Raw genomic sequence first — 19,269 nt, forward strand, 5'->3', positions numbered from 1 at the left:
TAGTCGGCCTGCTGTTGCAATCCGCTTGGATGGTTGGCGAGGCCGGGTCCTGATTAGACAATCGACATTTGACAGATGAAGGGGGTCGTGATCGACGCATGAACAAATCATTGGCAGCCGCCGTTCTGGCCGCAAGCTTGACGCTGGGCCTTGCCGCTCCACCTGCCGCGCTGGCGGCGACGCAGAAAGCCCAGACGCAGGGCAACGTGAACCTGCGCGCCGAACCGGCTACAGCAGGCAAGGTTCTCCGCACGCTGTCGAAGGGGGAGCAGATATCCGTCCTGCAGCGAGTGGACAACTACTGGCTCAAGGTGCAGGACAAGTCCGGCACGGTCGGTTATGTGTCCGCTTCCAGCTCCTACATTACGATGTTGGACGCAGCGGCTGCCGAAGCTGCAACCGACGCTTCCGCCGGCAAGCCGGCCGCCGCTGCTGCGAGCAGCAAATTCGCGAGCAACGCGACAGCCGCTTCGTCGGTAGCGCTGCGCGTCGGCCCATCCACGGCGAGCACCTTGGTCAGGTATTTGAAAAAGAACGAGCTGATCGAGGTCAAATCGATTCCTAGCTCGTACTGGTATCAGATCGTGGATGCCAGCGGCAAAACGGGCTACGTAAGTTCGGATGCCAAATACATAACCGTAACAGGAACGTTGCCTGGCGTTAAAAGCGGCAGCACCGCAGCCGGAACGGGCAGCGGCAGCACCGCAGCCGGAACGGGCAGCGGCAGCACCGCCGCCGGAACGGGCAGCGGCAGCACCGCCGCCGGAGCGGGCAGCGTCAGCAGCGCCGCCGGAGCGGGCAGCGTCAGCAGCGCCGCCGGAGCGGGCAGCAGCAGCGCCGCCGCCGGAGCGGGCAGCGACAGCACCGCCACCGGAGCGGGCAGCGGCAGCGCCGCAGCCGGAACGGCCAGCGGCAGCACTGCCGCCGGAGCAGGCAGCGTCAGCAGCGCCGCCGGAACGGGCAGCGGCAGCGCCGCAGCCGGAGCGGGCAGCGTCAGCACCGCTGCCGGAGCAGGCAGCGTCAGCACCGCAGCCGGAGCGGGCAGCGGCAGCACCGCAGCCGCAACCGGAACGAGCAGCGCGGCATTCGCTCCGAACGCCGTGGCTGTTGCCGCCGTGACGCTTCGCAAGGGACCGTCGTCGTCCTACGACCAAATCCGCAACCTGAAGAGCGGGGAGTCGCTCCAGGTGACAGCGGTGTCGAACGGCTACTGGTACATGGTCAAGGATGCGGCCGGTGTCACGGGCTACGTCAGCTCTGATTCCAAATATATTTCCGTTACGGGAACGCTCCCCGGCGCCGCCGCTCCAAGCACGCAGCCATCGGTCCCGACACCGACGCCTGCACCGACGCCGCAGCCTTCCCCACCATCGACCGGGACAAACTTGAGCCCGCAGGCCTCCGAGCAAATAGAGGCTGCCATCAATGCCGGGCTCAAGTACCTGGGAACGCCTTACGAGTACGGCTCCAGCCGCAGCGATACGTCAACGTTCGACTGTTCGGACTTTGTCCGGCAAACTTTCCTGGACGCGCTCAGCCTGCAGCTGCCGGTCGATTCCAGGGGACAAGGGCAATATGTGTTGGATCGAGGCGCCTATACGACGGACTGGAACTCCCTCAAGAGAGGGGATCTCATGTTCTTCGTGTCGTCCGGGACCAAGGTGAGCAGCTCCGGTCCTTTGGATTCGTCCATCATTACCCATGTAGGCATCTATCTCGGGGACAACAAGATCCTGCAGACTTACTCCAAGGAATCCGGGGGCGTGCAAGTCACGACGGTATCTCCTTCTTCCAACTGGCAGTTCCGCTTCCTCTTCGGCGGCAGCGCTGTCTAAACGAACAAGCAGGGCGCCATCCCATGGGGTGGCGCCCTGCTTGTTTTTATCTGCCCAATCGGGAGCCCCCGAGCAGAGATAGGCGAAAAAATCGTCTAATTCCGCCCAATCGGGGCCCCCGGGCAGAATAAGCCGAAAAAATCGTCTAATTCCGCTCAATCGGGAGCCCCCGGGCAGAATAAGCCGAAAAAATCGTCTAATTCCGCCCAATCGGGAGCCCCCGGGCAGAATAAGCCGAAAAAATCGTCTAATTCCGCCCAATCGGGAGCCCCCGGGTAGAATAAGCCGAAAAAATCGTCTAATTCCGCCCAATCGGGAGCCCCCGGGTAGAATAAGCCGAAAAAATCGTCTAATTCCGCCCAATCGGGAGCCCCCGAGCGAAGATAGCCGAAAAAATCGTCTAATTCCGCTCAATCGGGAGCCCCTGGGCAGAATAAGCCGAAAAAATCGTCTAATTCCGCTCAATCGGCTATCTCCGCTGAACCGACGAAGCCCCGCTGGGCTGGACAACCTTCCGTCCGGCCTAGCAGGGCTTCGGTACGACTTACAGAGCGTCCTTCGGATTCCGGCGGGCGACGCCGCTGGCGCGTGCCGCCTGGACGACGCGGCGGCGGACTTCCTCGACGACCTTGGCGTTGAAGACGCTCGGGATGATGTAGCTGCGGCTAAGCTCGTCTTCGCCTACCGTGGAGGCGATCGCTTCGGCTGCGGCAAGCTTCATCTCTTCGTTGATCGTATAGGCGCGGCAATCGAGAGCGCCGCGGAAGATGCCAGGGAAGCACAGGACGTTGTTGATCTGGTTCGGGTAGTCGGAGCGGCCCGTCGCGAAGACGGCGACGATGTCCTCCGCTTCCTCCGGACGAATCTCCGGCTCCGGATTGGCCATCGCGAACACGATCGGCTGCTCGTTCATCGTCTGGACCATATGGCGCTTGAGGATGCCGCCGGCCGACAGGCCGATGAACACATCCGCTCCGGCAATCGCTTCGGACAGTCCGCCGCTGACGCGATCCGGATTGGTGTTGCCGGCGTACCAGTTCCACATCGGATGCGCGTACTCCTTGTCCGCCGTCAGAATGCCTTCGCGGTCGACGCCGAGCACGTTGCGGGCTCCGCCGGCCAGCAGCATCTTGGTGCATGCCGTTCCTGCCGCGCCGATGCCGCAGACGACGATCTTGGCGTCCTCGATCCGCTTGCCCGTCAGGCGCAGGGCATTGAGCAGCCCTGCGTACAAGACGACAGCAGTGCCGTGCTGGTCATCGTGGAAGACCGGAATGTTCAGCTCTTCGCGCAGCCGCTCTTCGATCTCGAAGCAGCGAGGAGCGGATATGTCCTCAAGGTTGATGCCGCCGAAGCCTGGCGCGATGGCTTTGACCGCGGCGATGATTTCTTCCGTATCCTGCGTGTCCAGGCAGATCGGGAAGGCGTCGACGTCGGCGAATTGCTTGAACAGCATCGCCTTGCCCTCCATGACCGGCATGGCCGCTTCAGGACCGATGTTGCCGAGGCCGAGCACGGCGCTTCCGTCGGAGACGACAGCGACCGTGTTGCGCTTGATCGTCAGAGAGAACGCTTTGGAAGGATCCTCGTGGATAGCGGTGCAGACGCGGGCGACTTCCGGCGTGTACACCCTCGACAGGTCGTCGCGGTTTTGGATCGGCGTCTTCGGCTGGATGGTGATTTTGCCGCCAAGATGGAGCAGGAAGGTGCGGTCGGAGGTGTTGATCACGCGGATTCCGTTGATCAGTCCGAGCGATTTGCCGAGCCTCTCCGTCGTTCCGGTGTCTTTGACCTTGACCGTCAAGTCGCGAGTCGTGCTGCCCTTGCTCGTCGAAATGACGTCGATGGCGATCACGTCGCCGCCTGCGGCTTCGATCGCCGATACGACGGAGCTGAAATTGGTACCGCTCTCAATTTCGAGCCTGACAATGACTGTTTTTCCATCCAACGCTTTGCTATCCATGCGCTCATCTCCTCAGGTGAGCCTCTCCGCCGCAGCGGGAGGCGTGTGTAGTCATGTTCCGGCAGAAAGCCGGAGCGTGTGCAGCAATGTTCCGGCAGCAAGCCGGAACGGTGTGCAGCAATGTTCCGGCAGCAAGCCGGAACGGTGTGCAGCAATGTTCCGGCAGAAAGCCGGAGCGTGTGCAGCTAATGTTCCGGCAGAAAGCCGGAGCGTGTGCAGCTAATGTTCCGGCAGAAAGCCGGAGCGTGTGCAGCTAATGTTCCAGCAGAAAGCCGGAGCCGTCAATGCATCAGCCGCAAGACGGCAGTCGGGCATTCCAGGGGGTCGTATTGCTGGTTGCGCTTGCTCATGAGAGTCTGCCTGTACTCGCCGGAGCTGTAGGGCTGCTGGATCATCCGGAACCACTTGTCGATCGTGCCGGACGATTGAAGCATCTCCCCGAAGCCGCTGCGGATGAAGTACTCCAGATTCTCTTCCTCCTGGCCGGGTATCGGCTTGTGGAAGAGCATCGGGATGCCTTTGCTCATGCCTTCGGTGCAGGTCATGCCTCCCGGCTTGGTCACGAGCAGATCGGAGGCGTCCATGAGCTTGGATATCTCCTTCGTGAAGCCGAGCACGCGGATGTTGGGATGGACGAAGCGGGGATCCTCCAGCATGGCTTCGCGGGATTTTCCGTTCGTACCCGTACAGAAGATCAGCTGGACTTCCTCGCGCCATCTCGTCATGTACGTGACGATCTCGTCTTCTTCTTCCATCAGGCCCCATCCGCCGCCCATGACCAGGACGGTCGGCATGATCTTGAGTCCAAGCTCCCGCTGGGCTTCCGCTTGATTCTGGGCTTGCCAGAACTGGGGATGGACCGGTATTCCGGTGACCTCGATTCGGGCTGGCGGGATTCCCCGTTCCATGAGCTTGCGCTTGACGACAGGCGTTGAGACCAGATAATGGTTCACTTCCGGGCTGGCCCAGGTGCCATGGGCGTCATAATCGGTGATCAGCGTATATAAAGGCACATCGAGTCCGAGCCTTTTGAGCCGTGCGACAGCCGCATTGGGACCCGGATGCGTGCAGACGATGATCTCCGGCTTGAGCTGCTGGATGACCTGTTCGGTCTGCGTGTAGAAGATCCGGTGAATGGCCAGCTGCGTGAACCGGTTGAAGGAACGCTTATAATTGGTGCGGTACATCATGCCGACCAGCTTAGGCTGCTTGCCTACGGTTTTGCGGTATGCGGACATGATCAGCGGGGCCAAGACCGGATTAAGGAATTTACCCAGCTCGAGCACCCGGGTCTGGACATCCGGAGACAGCTGCCTGAGTCCGGCAGCGAGCGCGTAAGCCGCTTGCGTATGGCCGGATCCGAACCCCTCTGAGAGCAACAGCACCCTTTTCTTGCGCATGCACTCACCTACTTTTCTCTATCCCAATATTACGACGAGCGCGGTAGGAAAGACAAGCATTGGAGTTGGGAGTTGCATCCAGCCCCGATTCTCCGATATTCTTGGCATGACGGATCGAACCGCTAAAGCCGCCTTTGACGCCATCCAGAAACCCTATATAAGGAAGGATAATTTCAAATGAACGAACAACGCCAGCCGGTCTCCGAGGGAGATCTGGTCCGATTCACGTACAAAACGGGAACCTACGCCGGCAGGGTGGCCGAGACCGGATCGCCTCGCTGCGTAGTCGAGACGCTGGCCGTGCTGCGCCATCCCGACCAGGGAGATCTTCATCATCCCTATGATCCGGACTTGCCGATGTTCCATGAGCGCCGCGCCTTGTCGCACCGGGAGAAAGCGCTCGTCCTGCACCGCGACATGGAGCCGTTCCCGGGAAGCGAGATTCCGGATTACAAGGATTCGCTGGCTGCAGCGGTGCGCCTCTCGCTCGGCGAGCTGGAGCGTCTGGAGCGCTGGTCGGCCCGCGCGCGGGAGACGCTGCAGGATGTGGCGAAGGACTACGGTCTTTAGGAAGCGGCCCAGCGGATTTTCAGTGGGAATGAATCTCCTTTTCTGCGAAGCCTTTCGCCTTATGCGGCGGAAGGTTTTTTTCCATCTCCATCCAAATGCATAAAGCGAATAAAAATGGTCTTCATTCGTGGCTGCGTCAGGGTAGAGCGTTTTCATTTGTCGCAAAAGGGCGTCGATTCGGACAATTTGCATGTCTATACATGTCTTTGTTTACTCAGAGTTAACATTCCAAGTGATGTTATTGGGAGGGAACGGCTTGCCTCAAACTTGTTGTACCCAACTGGACCGGCGATGTGATACGATGAATGCAGAATCGACGCTGTACTGTGCAAAAGCGGCCGCCTGGCGCTCCCAAACCCTTGCCTGACAAGGCGTTCGGGCGATAATGAACGATATTAATAATCAGGTTTATAAAAAGAATTACATTGATATGCCCCGTTCAGGATGATAAAATCAACGAATAACTATCGTTTCCGGAGTGTATTTCCGCTTCCTGAGCTCCATGCCGTGACCGATTATTTCTGCCAAGTTAACAACTGGACAGCCAAGCTTGAATATGAATTCGTATGCATTTTTATACATTTCGGCCGCCTTCATCCGAACCGTATACGGAGGATCTTCTGCCTGCTGTCCGTTCTTATATCTATCCTCCGACAGAAAGGTTGCATCCGATGAACAGGAAAATGACTGGATTGCCGCCGAAACAAGGCCTCTACGATCCGCAGTTCGAAAAAGACGCTTGCGGCATGGGATTTGTGGCGAACATCAAGGGAGTACCGTCCCATACCATCATACGCCAGGCGCTCACCGTCCTGGAGAACATGGAACACCGCGGCGGCCAGGGCAGCGAGCCCAACACCGGCGACGGCGCAGGCATCCTGCTGCAGATCCCGCACGGCTTCTTCAAGCGCGAGCTGTCCGCCCAAGGCATCCAGCTCCCGGCTGAAGGCGCTTATGCGGTCGGCATGCTCTTCCTGCCGCAGGACCCGTCCGTGCGGGAACGGCTTGAGAACAAGCTGGAGTCCATCATCGCCGAGGAAGGCCAGTCGCTGATCGGCTGGCGCACCGTGCCGACCGACGACAGGAAGCTCGGAGAATCGGCCCGCAAGGCGATGCCTTTCGTCCGCCAGGTGTTCATCGCGCGCAGCGCGGAGCTCTCGGAAGAGCTGGCATTCGAGCGCAAGCTCTATGTGATCCGCAAGCGCGCCGAGCTGGCGATCCGTTATGCCGGCGAAGAAGGCGGAGACATGTTCTATTTCCCGTCCCTCTCCAGCAAGAAGATCGTGTACAAAGGCATGCTGACGACGGAGCAGGTCCGCTCCTTCTATGTGGAGCTCAATGACGAAGCGATGGAGACGGCGCTTGCGCTCGTCCATTCCCGTTTCAGCACGAACACGTTCCCGAGCTGGGAGCGCGCCCACCCGTACCGCTATCTGATCCACAACGGCGAGATCAACACGCTGCGCGGCAACGTCAACTGGATGCATGCCCGCCAGTCGCTGTTCGCCTCCGAGCTGTTCGGAGAGGATCTGGACAAGATCAAGCCGATCATCAATCCGGACGGCTCCGATACGGCCATGTTCGACAATACGCTGGAGTTCCTGTACCTGGCCGGCAGATCCCTGCCGCATGCGGCGATGATGATGGTGCCGGAGCCTTGGTCCAACCACGAGGACATGAGCGACGACAAAAAAGCGTTCTACGAATACCACAGCTGCCTGATGGAGCCGTGGGACGGCCCTGCCGCGATGGGGTTCACGGACGGCACGCAGATCGGAGCGATCCTCGACCGCAACGGCCTTCGCCCGGCACGCTACTATGTGACCAAGGACGATGTCATCATCCTCGGCTCCGAAGCGGGCACCGTGCACGTCGAGCCGGAGAATATCCTTTACAAGGACCGCCTTCGTCCAGGCCGCATGCTGCTCGTCGACACCAAGGAAGGCCGGATCATATCCGACGAAGAGGTCAAGGCGGGCATTATTGCGGAGAACCCGTACCGCGAATGGCTCGACGAGAATCTCATCAGCCTCGCCGATCTGCCGGATGCCCCGGAGCTGCCGGAGCTCGAGCATGCGACGGTGCAGCAGCGCCAGCAATCGTTCGGCTATACGTTCGAGGATCTGCGCAAGGTTCTGGAGCCGATGGCTTCGAGCGGCGTGGAGCCGATCGGCTCGATGGGCTACGACGCACCGCTGGCCGTCCTGTCCGAACGTCCGCAGCGTCTCTACAATTACTTCAAGCAATTGTTCGCCCAGGTCACCAATCCGCCGATCGACGCCATCCGCGAGGAGATCATCACCGCGACCGGCACCTCGCTCGGTCCGGAGCGCAACCTGCTGAAGCCGGAGCCGGAGAGCGCTCGCCAGATTCGTCTGGATTCGCCTATCCTCTCCAACGAGGACTTCGCCAAGCTGCGCCATGTGCGCCGCCCGGGCTTCAAGTCGATCACGCTGCCGATCTTCTTCCCTGCCGACGGCGGAGAGGAAGGGCTGCGCAAGGCGCTGGACACGATGTGCGAGGCGGCTGACCGCGTCATCGCCAAGGGCCACAACGTCCTCATTTTGTCCGACTTCGGCTCGGATCAGGGCAACTGCCCGATTCCGGCGCTGCTCGCGGTGTCTTGCCTGCATCACCATCTCATCCGCAACGAAACGCGGACCCGCGTCAGCCTCCTGCTGGAATCCGGCGAGCCGCGCGAGGTGCATCACTTCGCGCTGCTGCTCGGCTACGGCGTGAGCGCGATCAATCCGTACCTGGCGTTCGAGACGCTCGACGACATGATCCGCCAGGGCATGCTGCGCGGCGTCACGCATGAGAAGGCCGTGAAGAACTTCATCAAGGCCGCCACCAAGGGCGTTCTGAAGATTTTGTCCAAGATGGGCATTTCCACGATCCAATCCTACCGCGGAGCCCAGATCTTCGAGGCGGTCGGCCTGAAGGAAGACCTCGTCGACAAGTACTTCACCTGGACGCCGTCGCGCATCGGCGGCATCGGCCTGGACATCATCGCCGAGGAGACGCTGAAGCACCACAACCGCGCCTACGCCGAGCAGGAAGGCGCCGAGAAGGAGCTCGATTCCGGCGGCGAGTACCAGTGGCGCAAGGACGGGGAGGACCATCTGTTCAGCCCGCAGACGATCCATACGCTGCAGATGGCTTCCCGCTCGAACGACTACAAGCTGTACAAGAAGTTCTCGGAGCTCGTGCAGGGCGAGGACCGCAAGTTCCTGACGCTGCGCTCGCTGCTCGACTTCAAGAAGGACCGCACCCCGGTGCCGATCGAGGAAGTCGATTCCGTGGAGAAGATCATGAGCCGCTTCAAATCCGGCGCGATGTCCTTCGGCTCCATCAGCAAGGAAGCGCATGAGAGCCTGGCCATCGCGATGAACCGCATCGGCGGCAAGTCCAATACGGGCGAGGGCGGCGAGGATCCGGCGCGCTTCATTCCGGATGCCAACGGCGATTCCCGGCGGAGCGCGATCAAGCAGGTCGCTTCGGGCCGCTTCGGCGTCACGAGCAACTACCTGGTCAACGCCGACGAGATCCAGATCAAGATGGCGCAGGGCGCCAAGCCGGGCGAGGGCGGACAGCTTCCGGGACGCAAGGTCTATCCTTGGGTCGCCGAAGTTCGCGGCTCCACTCCAGGCGTCGGCCTCATCTCGCCGCCGCCGCATCATGACATCTACTCCATCGAGGATCTTGCGGAGCTGATCCATGACCTGAAGAACGCCAACCCGCGCGCCCGCATCAACGTCAAGCTCGTATCCGAGGTCGGCGTCGGCACGATCGCGGCCGGCGTCGCCAAGGGCCGCGCGGACGTCATTCTCGTCAGCGGTTATGACGGAGGCACGGGAGCTTCTCCGATGAACTCCATGCGCCACGCGGGCCTGCCATGGGAGCTCGGACTTGCCGAGACGCATCAGACGCTCATGCTCAACAACCTGCGCGACCGCGTCGTCGTGGAGACCGACGGCAAGATCATGAACGGTCGCGACCTCGCGATCGCCGCTCTGCTGGGCGCCGAGGAGTTCGGCTTCTCGACCGCTCCGCTCGTCGTGCTCGGCTGCGTCATGATGCGCGTCTGCCAGCTGGATACATGTCCGGTCGGCGTCGCGACGCAGAATCCGGAGCTGCGCAGCAAGTTCATGGGCGATCCGTCCCATGTCGTGAACTACATGACGTTCGTCGCCCAGGAAATGCGCGAGTACATGGCGGAGCTCGGCTTCCGGACGGTCAATGAAATGGTTGGCCGCGTGGATCTGCTGGAATCCAAGGAGCTGATCCATCATTACAAGCTGCGCGGCATCGATCTGACGCCGCTCCTGCATATCCCGGAAGTGCCTCATGGCGCATCCCGCCACAACGTTCAGCAGCAGAACCACGGGCTCGAAGAGACGCTCGACATGCAGAGCCTGCTGCCGGCTGCGGCGCCGGCGCTTGAGCGCGGCGAGCGGGTGCAAGCCTCGTTCCAGGTCGGCAACACGAACCGCGTCATCGGCACGATACTGGGCAGCGAGGTCACCCGCCGCTACGGAGCCAAGGGGCTGCCGGATGACACGATCAGCCTTCGCTTCACCGGCTCTGCCGGCCAGAGCTTCGGCGCGTTCGTGCCCAAGGGCATTACGCTTACGCTCGAAGGGGATTCCAACGACTACGTCGGCAAAGGCCTCTCGGGCGGCAAGATCATCGTCGCTCCATCGCCGAAGGCGACCTTCAAGGCGGAGGACAACGTCATCATCGGCAACACCGCCTTCTACGGCGCTACCGGAGGCGAGGCTTATATCCGCGGCATCGCCGGAGAGCGCTTCGCGGTACGGAACAGCGGCGTGAAGGTCGTTGTCGAGGGTACAGGCGACCACGGATGCGAATACATGACAGGCGGACGCGTCGTCGTGCTGGGGGGCACGGGACGGAACTTCGCGGCCGGCATGTCAGGCGGCGTGGCGTATGTGCTCGATGAGCAGCGCACCTTCTACAAGCAAGTGAACCTGGAGATGGTCCTGCTGGAGAGAGTCGAGGCCGAGGAAGACATCGCGGAGCTCCGCTCCCTGATCGAAGCCCATGTCTCGTACACCGGCAGCGCCGTAGGCGAGCGCCTGCTCGCGGATTGGGAGCAGTCTCTGAACAGCTTCGTCCGCGTTATTCCTAAGGACTACAAGCGCATGCTGGAGCAGATCCGCATAGCGGAAGAGGAAGGCGGCCTGGAGGGCGAGCATGCTCTTCTGGCAGCTTTTGAAGCCAATATGCGCGAGCTTGCGCGTGTAGGCGGCAACTGACCGAGCGAAGCTTGGATACAAAATGAAAACACCGGCATCTTCCCGAAAGGGGAGATGCCGGTGTTTTTGCTTTACCCGATACTCATTGTATCTATACAGAGTGTAACGAAATTATGTATTCGGCGTTTTCATCAAGCGATGAGAGGCTTCGGCAGGCGAAATCCACTATTGAACTGAAAGCGCATCCGCAGCCGCCGGGAAGGAGGGGGAATTACTTGTTATGTTCCGTAGAGGTCAGGGTAGATCCGCTTTCCAGGATCTGCTGAAGAGCGGTCTTGCTGTCCAGACCCAGCTGATTCAGCACATGACGGATATCCAGTTCAATGACAGGCGGTTTCTCATGGCTTTCCTGATTCTTTACCATATCCAACTTCCACTCCCATTTCTCTTATGATTTTACTTGGGAACATAGGAATAGTATAAAGGGCTCAAAGCGCAAAGACTGTCGGAATGTAAGACCGATTCGGATAGAATTTTAGGGGAATTCATGTCGAATCGGAGCCGGATGTTGGAAAACATGTCACATGCGCAAGGAGATGCGGTTGATAATCCCTTGCATAAAAAAGAAAAAACCTGCCTCGGAAGGCAGGTCGGCATAAGGCCATGGCCTCAATAAATCTACTGCATCGATCTCTCCGCCCGAATGAAGGCGATGAAGCGCTTCGCTTCCTCTGCAGTCAGCTTGCGTCCGTCAATGGAAAAGGCGAATTTCTCCAGCATTTCCTGATCGGACAGCTCCAGGCTGGAGACGAATTCTCCTACCCCTGCATCGAGAACCGCTGCGGGATTGTCGGTTCTTCCGACCAGATAGTCGATGGACACATGGTATAAATCGGCAAATTTCGCCAGCGTATCGCTATCCGGCTCCCGCCGGTTTTTTTCATAATGAGACAAGGCCGCGCGGGAAATTCCGAGCGTTACAGAGGTCTGTTCCTGAGTCCAGCCTCGTTCTTCTCTTAGTCTCGCGATCCGAGTTCCAATGTCCATTAAGTACCTCCTAGATCTCTATATAACCCAGTTTAATACGGAAACGAGTGTTATGGATGATTTGCTACGAATAGTCGCATTTTTGAAATTCGGGATGTAAAACCGCTTGACATGTTACGTATTGTATCGTAAAGTTGGAGATGTTGAAGATACAATTTGTATCATATATATGTTATGATTCCCGATTCATGACTCCTTTATTCTTGCTGGCCAGCAGCATTTTGTCGGAGGTGAAGAATGGTCGTCCGTCGTAATTTGGAGCCCGGATCTGACATAATAGGCCAAACCAAGCAAGAACAAAAGTTACTGGGCGATGTTCGGATCTCAGAAGTGCAAGGGAAACCGGTCGCATCGCGTTCCCGCAAAGTCCTTCTACATACGATGAATACAGACGAGCTGAATTTTTCGACGACGCTCCGCTTCCCCGTGGTTGATGGATACCGGCTCGCCATAACCCTTTATCTCAACCGCAAGGCATTCTGCCTGATCGGGACCATTGGATCACGAACCGTCTCCGGCAATCTTTACAAGTACGGTTTTATCGTCAAGGAACTCTCCGTCAGCCGCAGCGAATGGATCAAGGAATTGAACGACTGGCTGCTGCGGCATGCCCCGGCCAGCTCGCGATACAAAGCCCACTATTTATACCGGAGTTGAACGATCTCCACAGACCGCGGAAGCAGCAAATTCAACGGAAGAAGCATGAAAAGGAATTGTGTTTTCCATGAAAACGCATTTCGTTTTTTTGGAATTCTTCATACCAGCTTATCAGTCCCAGATAGAGAAAACAAAAAGGATAGGTGAAAGAGCATGGAAAAAGTCCGAAAGGCCATTATTCCTGCCGCGGGGCTTGGAACGAGGTTCCTCCCTGCGACCAAGGCAATGCCAAAGGAAATGCTGCCCATCGTTGATAAACCGACCATTCAGTATATCGTCGAGGAAGCCGTTCAGTCTGGAATTGAAGACATTATCATTGTTACAGGCAAAGGCAAACGCGCCATCGAAGATCATTTCGATATCGCGTTCGAGCTGGAGCACAGCTTGATGGAGAAAGGGAAGCTCGGCTTGCTGAGCGAAGTGCAGAAATCCTCCAACGTGGAAATTCACTACATACGCCAGAAGGAAGCCAAGGGACTCGGGCATGCGGTCTGGTGCGCAAGGAAATTTATTGGCGACGAGCCTTTCGCCGTATTGCTTGGAGACGATATTGTACAAGGCGAAGTGCCTTGCACACGTCAGTTGATGGAGCAGTATCAAAAGACTGGCCGTTCCGTTATCGGGGTTCAGGCTGTCGGGATCGAGCAGACGGACCGTTATGGGATCGTGGACCCGCTTGAAACAGAGGGACGTCTGGTTAAGGTGAGCCGATTCGTGGAAAAACCGCCTAAAGGGCAAGCACCATCGAACCTTGCCATTATGGGGAGATATATTTTCACACCTGAGATATTCAATTTTCTGGAGGAGCATACCATTGGCGCCGGCGGAGAGATCCAACTGACCGATGCCATCCAGCGATTGAACGAAACGCAGGGCGTTTTTGCCTACAATTTCGAGGGCAAACGTTACGATGTAGGAGAAAAACTCGGCTTTATTTTGACTACCCTGGATTTTGCCCTTCGCAACGATGAGTTGAAGCATCCTCTGCTTGCCGCCCTTGAAGAACTGGTCGCGGAATATTCGAATAAGGTCCATTCTATCAAGCTGGGGTGATAAGCCATGAGCCTGAACTCGAACCATGACGAAGCCAATGTTGTTTTTGAATCGAATCCTTATTATTCCACGCTGTCCCTGGATTCGACCAGGAACATCAAAACCTATCTAAAGCTCAAGCGGGCCGTCGATATCATCCTGGCAGGGAGCGGGCTTATCATGATTTCTCCCATCTTGCTGCTGCTGGCAGTCATGATCAAGCTGGAGGATCCCAAAGGGCCTGTATTCTTTTCCCAGATCAGACTCGGCAAAGGGGAAAAGCCGTTTCGGATGTTTAAATTCCGCTCGATGGTTTCCAATGCCGAGGATCTGCTGTCCGGCTTGCTGGAACAGAACGATATTCAAGGTGCCATGTTCAAGATGAAGGAAGACCCGAGGATAACGAAGGTCGGCAAGTGGATCCGCCGAACCAGCCTCGACGAGCTCCCTCAGCTGTGGAACGTGCTCCGAGGTGAGATGTCCCTTGTAGGACCTCGCCCTCCGCTGCCCAGAGAGTTGGAGGACTACAGCTCCTACGACAAGCAGCGGCTGCGCGTCACTCCTGGCTGCACGGGACTGTGGCAGATCAGCGGCCGCAACGACCTCGACTTCGACCAGATGGTGGAGCTTGATCTGAGATACATTCAGGAGCGTTCTATATCCATGGATATAGGCATTATCATGAAAACCATCAAGATGTTGACAGGTTCAAAAGGAGCTTATTGAACGCGGAGGAGAGATAGAGAGATGAAAACCGTTCTGTTGTCGGGTGGCTCCGGGAAACGTCTGTGGCCGCTATCGAACGACCTGCGCTCCAAGCAGTTTTTGCCGCTTCTCAAAAGTCCGGAAGGCGATGCGGAATCCATGGTCCAGAGGGTATGGAGGCAGTTGCAAAAGGCCGGGCTGAGCTCGGGCAGCTATATTGCTACCGGAAGAGCCCAGGTCGAAGTGCTGCAGAGCCAGCTTGGATTGGATGTGCCGATTATCGTCGAGCCGGAGAGAAGGGATACGTTCCCGGCGATCGCGCTTGCTGCTGCTTATCTGTATTCAGTTGAGGGCGTATCCCTCAACGAAGTGATTGCGATCATGCCGGTAGATCCCTATGTGGATGACTCGTTCTATGAATCCATTCATAGACTGGAGCAAGCTCTTGACCATTCCGATGCTGAGCTGGCGCTGATCGGGGTCGTCCCGGATCATCCTTCCGAAAACTACGGCTACATCGTTCCTCAGGATTGGAGTGGCTTGGAACCGGTCCGCCAAGTAAGCTGCTTCAAGGAAAAGCCCCGCAGGGAAGAAGGCGCCTCTTTGATCCAGCAGGGAGCCCTCTGGAATTGCGGGGTGTTCGCATTCAGGCTGGGACGGATGATCGATATGCTGATCTCCCTCAATCTTCCTATCCAATACGACGAAATGGTCAAGCAGTACGGCAAGCTTCCCAAAAAGAGCTTCGATTATGAAGTGGTGGAAAAATGGAGCCGTCTCGTCGTAACCCCATACTTGGGATCGTGGAAGGACCTCGGCACTTGGAATACCCTATCGGATGAAATGGAGGAGAACATCCTCGGTAGAGGCATAATTGACCAGGATTGCCGCAATACGCATTTGGTCAATGAGCTTGATATTCCTATTACGGTACTGGGACTGTCGGATGTCATCGTCGCGGCAAGCCCGGATGGAATTCTGGTGTCGTCCAAGTCGGCCAGCTCGAAAATCAAGGACATCAACGCCAATCAAGAGCAGCGGCCGATGTTCGAGGAGCGGCGCTGGGGCACCTATAAAGTGATCGATTACGTCCGCTATGATACGGGTCGTGAAGTCCTGACGAAACGGATTCGGATCACAGCAGGAAAAAACCTCAGCTATCAATACCACAACCACCGCAATGAGGTTTGGACCGTGATCTCCGGAACCGGCGAACTGATCCTCGATGGGGGGCGGCGCGAGCTGCTGAGCGGGGATGTCGTCCTGGTTCCGGCAGGCGTCCGGCACAGCGTACGGGCTGCGACGGACTTGGAAATCATCGAGGTGCAGAGCGGAGAGCATCTGGTTGAGGAGGACATCGTGCGATTGTCGATGTCGTGGGATGAAATTTTGATGCTTGTTGAACAGACGGGATAAGGGGCGTTGAGAGATGAAGCTGGCTGTTATCGGGACGGGTTACGTCGGTCTTGTTTCGGGAGTGTGTTTTTCTGATCTTGGCAACGATGTGGTGTGCGTAGACAAGGTAGAGGACAAGATTGAACGCCTTCAGCGAGGCGAGGTTCCGATCTACGAGCCGGGTCTTAAGGAATTGATCGAGCGAAGCAGCGGGGCAGGAAGACTTTCCTTCACTACGGATCTGGAAGCAGCCGTACGGACTGCCGAGATCATCATTCTTGCAGTTGGAACGCCCTCCATGCCAGACGGGCAAGCGAATCTTAGTTATATCAATCAGGCGGCCAAAGAAATAGGGATCGCGATGAATGGTTACAAGATCGTCATGACCAAGAGCACGGTGCCGGTAGGAACGAACGAAAAGATCCGCCAACTTATCGCCGAGCATGCCGCCCATCCGTTCGATATCGTATCGGTACCGGAATTTCTGAGAGAAGGATCCGCCATTCGGGACACTTTGAATCCTGACCGGATTGTAATCGGTGCAGACAGTCCCGAGGCAGGAGAAACTGTCAAGGCACTGCATCGAGAGCTGACGGACTGCATTCTCCTTACCGACATCCGGAGCGCGGAAATGATCAAATATGCCTCCAATGCTTTTTTGGCGACGAAAATTTCGTTCATCAACGAAATCGCCAACATCTGCGAGAAAGTCGGTGCGGATGTCACCCTCGTGGCGGAAGGCATGGGATATGACAAGCGGATCGGCTCTTCCTTTCTCAAGGCCGGGATCGGCTATGGGGGATCATGCTTCCCCAAGGACACAGAAGCACTGATCCAAATAGCTGGTCATGTAAATTATGAGTTCAAACTGCTGAAATCGGTTGTTGAAGTGAACAGGGATCAACGGTTCAATGTCATTCGTAAGCTGGAGTCCCATCTCGGGCCGCTCTCAGGAAAAACAATCGCGGTATGGGGACTCGCCTTCAAGCCGGAGACGGATGATGTAAGGGACGCGCCGGCTTTTGAAATCATTCAAGCGCTTTTGGAAAAAGGAGCTGCAGTCAAAGCTTATGATCCTGTCGCTCAGAAAAATTTCAGCGGACTGCTGCAGCATCCGTCCGTCCATTACTGCGCAAGCGCCGAGGAAGCGGCGATCCATTCGGATGCGCTGTGTCTGCTGACGGAGTGGAGGGAGTTCCGGGAATATCCGTTGTCCAAGCTTGAAACCCTGCTCAAGCGACCCGTTCTGATCGACGGCCGCAATCAATTCACGGAAGAGCAGCTGGCAGATACATCGTTCATCTACTACTCCGTCGGACGGCCGAATCTGAACAAGGGCGTGAAGGAAAAAAGCCCGGCGATATTGTTCTAGCGAAGAGGAGCTTCAGCCATGAACAGAACGCAGAAGCGTGTATTGATAATCCTGTAATCCTGTCCTCCTTCCTCGTGTTGGCATTTGCAGCGGTTCTGACCTTCGGATTCTACCTGTACAGTTCCCTTAAGGGTACCGCTCACAAGGTTTACGAGCCCGTTGCAAGGCCTAAGTATCGTAGAGTGTCTGTCCTGGATTATGCGACGATATGAAGGAAATCGGCTACAGGAATCAACCGGTCAAGCGTTGGGTGGTATGGGCTGCTCTTATGGCTGGGATCTGGAAGCAAGCTTGACGATAATTACTATCAGATTAAAAGGGTAACTGAGGAAACCTTGAAGGTCTACTATGAAGTGGTAGGTCGATAATATATAGGGCGATCAAACGGAGCTGGAAATCGAGGGATGATCACATGGACAACGAATTGAATTGGCTGCTCTCCAAGCTCAAGGAACGCGGAACTTCGAACGGAATCGATAGCGAAGGAAACGACCTGGATTGGGAGCGGGTACTGGAGCTTAGTCTGCATCACCGTGTATACCCTTTGCTGTATGAGAGGCTAAAAACGGAACCGGGTGCCGGCATTCCGGAATTTGTGATGAGTAGGCTTAAAGTTCTTTACCGTACCAACGCCCTTGATATGCTTCAACTCGCGGGTGAATCGGTGCGTATTTCCAGGGAGCTGTCGAATCGCGGAGTAAGGGCTTTATTCCTGAAAGGACCGACTTTGTCTTATGAACTCTATGGGAATTTGAACCAGAGAACATCGCGGGATTTGGATATACGCATCGATCTGGAATCCCTTCAAGGGAACTTGGCATCGATCGACCGCCTTATGGAGGAAATCGGTTATGTACCCCATGATGCGATTCCAACTGTGCTCAATGAGTGGAGATGGCGGCAGCATCATAAAGCTTATCGGCATCCTGTGCTCAAAATATTCGTTGAAATCCACTGGCGCTTAAACCCAGGTCCTTTGAAAGAACCTGATTTTGAGGAGCTATGGAAGGAAAGTCGAGTCAGCGGCCTTGCAACCTGTCCTGTACGGTATTTAGGCAGCACTCATCTGTTTTATTATCTGTGCATGCATGGATCCAGGCATGGCTGGTTTCGACTTCGCTGGCTGATGGATATAGATGTGCTTCTTCGCAGATCGGATAACTGGACAGCTATCGGGAAGAAGCTCCGACAATATGAAGCCGAAAGCATAGCGGGTCAGGCCGTGTTGCTGGCATCACGAATTTTGGGTACGTCGATACCAGAAGGAATGGAGATGCCACATGATGCAAGGGTTGAGAGGTTGTTCGAACTAGCGGAAGAGTACATTCTTCAAACGATAGATTTCCAGAATTCGAATGAGAAGAAGTATTTGAGAAAGCATGCATGGCATTTGTTTGCGCTCAAGTCCAGTCGCCATCAGCTCTTGTATCTGTTAAGCCTGCTGCATCCGTATCCGGTTGATAGAGCAACGCTGCCTCTGCCTCAAGCCATGCATGTTCTCTACTTTCCTTTACGGCCTTTCTTATGGGCTTGGAGGAAGACGACAGGCAGAGCCGTATTATAAGGGAGGAACGGTGAATGGGAACTTGGACGAGACGAGCAGCTCGATTCCGCAGGCTGACTTGGAAGATGAAGCTATGTTTTTTTGCTTCATACTTTTTAACGGGAATGGTCCGATTCGGCATTTTGGTGCTCCCATTCAAATATATCGCCCCGCTGTTAGGTGTGAAAAATAGAAGCACCTCTGAAGAAGTAGATCCTAGCATCCTCATGAGAGCAGCGAAAGTCGGTGTTGCTGTGGAAACGATGAGCCGATTTACGCTTTGGGAAAGCAAGTGCCTAGTAAGGGCCATAACCGCGCAGCTTATGCTAAGTATGTGGAGGACGCCTAGCACGTTGTATCTAGGTATGTCGAAGGATGAATCGGGCAAATTGATCGCTCACGCCTGGTTGAAATGCGGACCCCTAATTTTAACCGGGGAGAGAGAGAGCAAGCACTTTACGAGCGTTGCGCATTTTGGCAGTTTAGTTGGAAAGTGAACCGAAATAATTTACGGCAACTTATAGGGCGGGG

14 protein-coding genes are annotated in these 19,269 nt (G+C 56.6%); 10 read left to right on the top strand and 4 right to left on the bottom strand.

Features of this window, described 5'->3' with window-relative positions:
• The first annotated feature begins 98 nt into the window (after positions 1-98).
• The gene (locus AC06G8_RS05645; protein ID WP_480284673.1) at positions 99-1,835 is read left to right on the top strand and encodes a C40 family peptidase; all 1,737 of its coding nucleotides are present in this window, start codon (positions 99-101) and stop codon (positions 1,833-1,835) included.
• Positions 1,836-2,379: 544 nt separating this feature from the next.
• Here AC06G8_RS05645 and AC06G8_RS05650 read toward each other — a convergent pair.
• Positions 2,380-3,798, bottom strand: a complete 1,419-nt coding sequence (locus tag AC06G8_RS05650; RefSeq protein WP_447662725.1) for an NAD-dependent malic enzyme — start codon at positions 3,796-3,798, stop codon at positions 2,380-2,382.
• 281 nt (positions 3,799-4,079) lie between these two features.
• On the bottom strand, positions 4,080-5,198 hold the full coding sequence (locus AC06G8_RS05655; protein ID WP_447662726.1) for an MGDG synthase family glycosyltransferase: 1,119 nt from the start codon (positions 5,196-5,198) through the stop codon (positions 4,080-4,082).
• Positions 5,199-5,375: 177 nt separating this feature from the next.
• Between AC06G8_RS05655 and kapB the strand changes: the two genes are divergently transcribed.
• Together kapB and gltB are read left to right on the top strand one after the other, a co-directional pair.
• Positions 5,376-5,768 carry a sporulation phosphorelay system protein KapB gene (kapB, locus tag AC06G8_RS05660; RefSeq protein ID WP_480284674.1) on the top strand — a complete coding sequence of 131 codons (393 nt, stop codon included), beginning with the start codon at positions 5,376-5,378 and terminating at the stop codon, positions 5,766-5,768.
• A 671-nt stretch (positions 5,769-6,439) separates the two neighbouring features.
• On the top strand, positions 6,440-11,047 hold the full coding sequence (gltB, locus tag AC06G8_RS05665; protein ID WP_480284675.1) for a glutamate synthase large subunit: 4,608 nt from the start codon (positions 6,440-6,442) through the stop codon (positions 11,045-11,047).
• A gap of 211 nt (positions 11,048-11,258) precedes the next feature.
• Here gltB and AC06G8_RS05670 read toward each other — a convergent pair whose 3' ends face one another.
• Positions 11,259-11,411, bottom strand: a complete 153-nt coding sequence (locus AC06G8_RS05670; protein WP_480284676.1) for a hypothetical protein — start codon at positions 11,409-11,411, stop codon at positions 11,259-11,261.
• A 254-nt stretch (positions 11,412-11,665) separates the two neighbouring features.
• Positions 11,666-12,034 carry a helix-turn-helix domain-containing protein gene (locus AC06G8_RS05675; protein WP_480284677.1) on the bottom strand — a complete coding sequence of 123 codons (369 nt, stop codon included), beginning with the start codon at positions 12,032-12,034 and terminating at the stop codon, positions 11,666-11,668.
• 237 nt (positions 12,035-12,271) lie between these two features.
• On the opposite strand from AC06G8_RS05675, the gene AC06G8_RS05680 reads away from it, so the two are divergent.
• From AC06G8_RS05680 to AC06G8_RS05710, 7 genes are all read left to right on the top strand, one after another.
• The gene (locus AC06G8_RS05680; RefSeq protein WP_480284678.1) at positions 12,272-12,691 is read left to right on the top strand and encodes a hypothetical protein; all 420 of its coding nucleotides are present in this window, start codon (positions 12,272-12,274) and stop codon (positions 12,689-12,691) included.
• A gap of 153 nt (positions 12,692-12,844) precedes the next feature.
• Positions 12,845-13,744 carry a UTP--glucose-1-phosphate uridylyltransferase GalU gene (gene galU, locus AC06G8_RS05685; RefSeq protein ID WP_480284679.1) on the top strand — a complete coding sequence of 300 codons (900 nt, stop codon included), beginning with the start codon at positions 12,845-12,847 and terminating at the stop codon, positions 13,742-13,744.
• 6 nt (positions 13,745-13,750) lie between these two features.
• Entirely contained in the window at positions 13,751-14,449 is a 699-nt protein-coding gene (locus AC06G8_RS05690) for a sugar transferase (protein WP_480284680.1), read from the top strand.
• 21 nt (positions 14,450-14,470) lie between these two features.
• Positions 14,471-15,844: a sugar phosphate nucleotidyltransferase gene (locus AC06G8_RS05695; RefSeq protein WP_480284681.1), complete on the top strand. Its 1,374-nt coding sequence runs from the start codon at positions 14,471-14,473 to the stop codon at positions 15,842-15,844.
• 13 nt (positions 15,845-15,857) lie between these two features.
• Positions 15,858-17,195 carry a UDP-glucose dehydrogenase family protein gene (locus tag AC06G8_RS05700; protein WP_480284682.1) on the top strand — a complete coding sequence of 446 codons (1,338 nt, stop codon included), beginning with the start codon at positions 15,858-15,860 and terminating at the stop codon, positions 17,193-17,195.
• A gap of 412 nt (positions 17,196-17,607) precedes the next feature.
• Entirely contained in the window at positions 17,608-18,759 is a 1,152-nt protein-coding gene (locus tag AC06G8_RS05705) for a nucleotidyltransferase domain-containing protein (RefSeq protein ID WP_480284683.1), read from the top strand.
• Between the two features lie 65 nt (positions 18,760-18,824).
• Positions 18,825-19,235, top strand: a complete 411-nt coding sequence (locus AC06G8_RS05710) for a lasso peptide biosynthesis B2 protein (RefSeq protein ID WP_480285392.1) — start codon at positions 18,825-18,827, stop codon at positions 19,233-19,235.
• Positions 19,236-19,269 lie beyond the last annotated feature (34 nt).

This window comes from Paenibacillus sp. SJS-P3 (genome assembly GCF_056711585.1).

Bases quoted from the DNA above. Each gene is read 5' to 3' on its own strand.
- AC06G8_RS05645 (WP_480284673.1), top strand. From the start codon at position 99: ATGAACAAATCATTGGCAGCCGCCGTTCTGGCCGCAAGCTTGACGCTG.
- AC06G8_RS05650 (WP_447662725.1), bottom strand. From the start codon at position 3,798: ATGGATAGCAAAGCGTTGGATGGAAAAACAGTCATTGTCAGGCTCGAA.
- AC06G8_RS05655 (WP_447662726.1), bottom strand. From the start codon at position 5,198: ATGCGCAAGAAAAGGGTGCTGTTGCTCTCAGAGGGGTTCGGATCCGGC.
- kapB (WP_480284674.1), top strand. From the start codon at position 5,376: ATGAACGAACAACGCCAGCCGGTCTCCGAGGGAGATCTGGTCCGATTC.
- gltB (WP_480284675.1), top strand. From the start codon at position 6,440: ATGAACAGGAAAATGACTGGATTGCCGCCGAAACAAGGCCTCTACGAT.
- AC06G8_RS05670 (WP_480284676.1), bottom strand. From the start codon at position 11,411: ATGGTAAAGAATCAGGAAAGCCATGAGAAACCGCCTGTCATTGAACTG.
- AC06G8_RS05675 (WP_480284677.1), bottom strand. From the start codon at position 12,034: ATGGACATTGGAACTCGGATCGCGAGACTAAGAGAAGAACGAGGCTGG.
- AC06G8_RS05680 (WP_480284678.1), top strand. From the start codon at position 12,272: ATGGTCGTCCGTCGTAATTTGGAGCCCGGATCTGACATAATAGGCCAA.
- galU (WP_480284679.1), top strand. From the start codon at position 12,845: ATGGAAAAAGTCCGAAAGGCCATTATTCCTGCCGCGGGGCTTGGAACG.
- AC06G8_RS05690 (WP_480284680.1), top strand. From the start codon at position 13,751: ATGAGCCTGAACTCGAACCATGACGAAGCCAATGTTGTTTTTGAATCG.
- AC06G8_RS05695 (WP_480284681.1), top strand. From the start codon at position 14,471: ATGAAAACCGTTCTGTTGTCGGGTGGCTCCGGGAAACGTCTGTGGCCG.
- AC06G8_RS05700 (WP_480284682.1), top strand. From the start codon at position 15,858: ATGAAGCTGGCTGTTATCGGGACGGGTTACGTCGGTCTTGTTTCGGGA.
- AC06G8_RS05705 (WP_480284683.1), top strand. From the start codon at position 17,608: ATGGACAACGAATTGAATTGGCTGCTCTCCAAGCTCAAGGAACGCGGA.
- AC06G8_RS05710 (WP_480285392.1), top strand. From the start codon at position 18,825: ATGAAGCTATGTTTTTTTGCTTCATACTTTTTAACGGGAATGGTCCGA.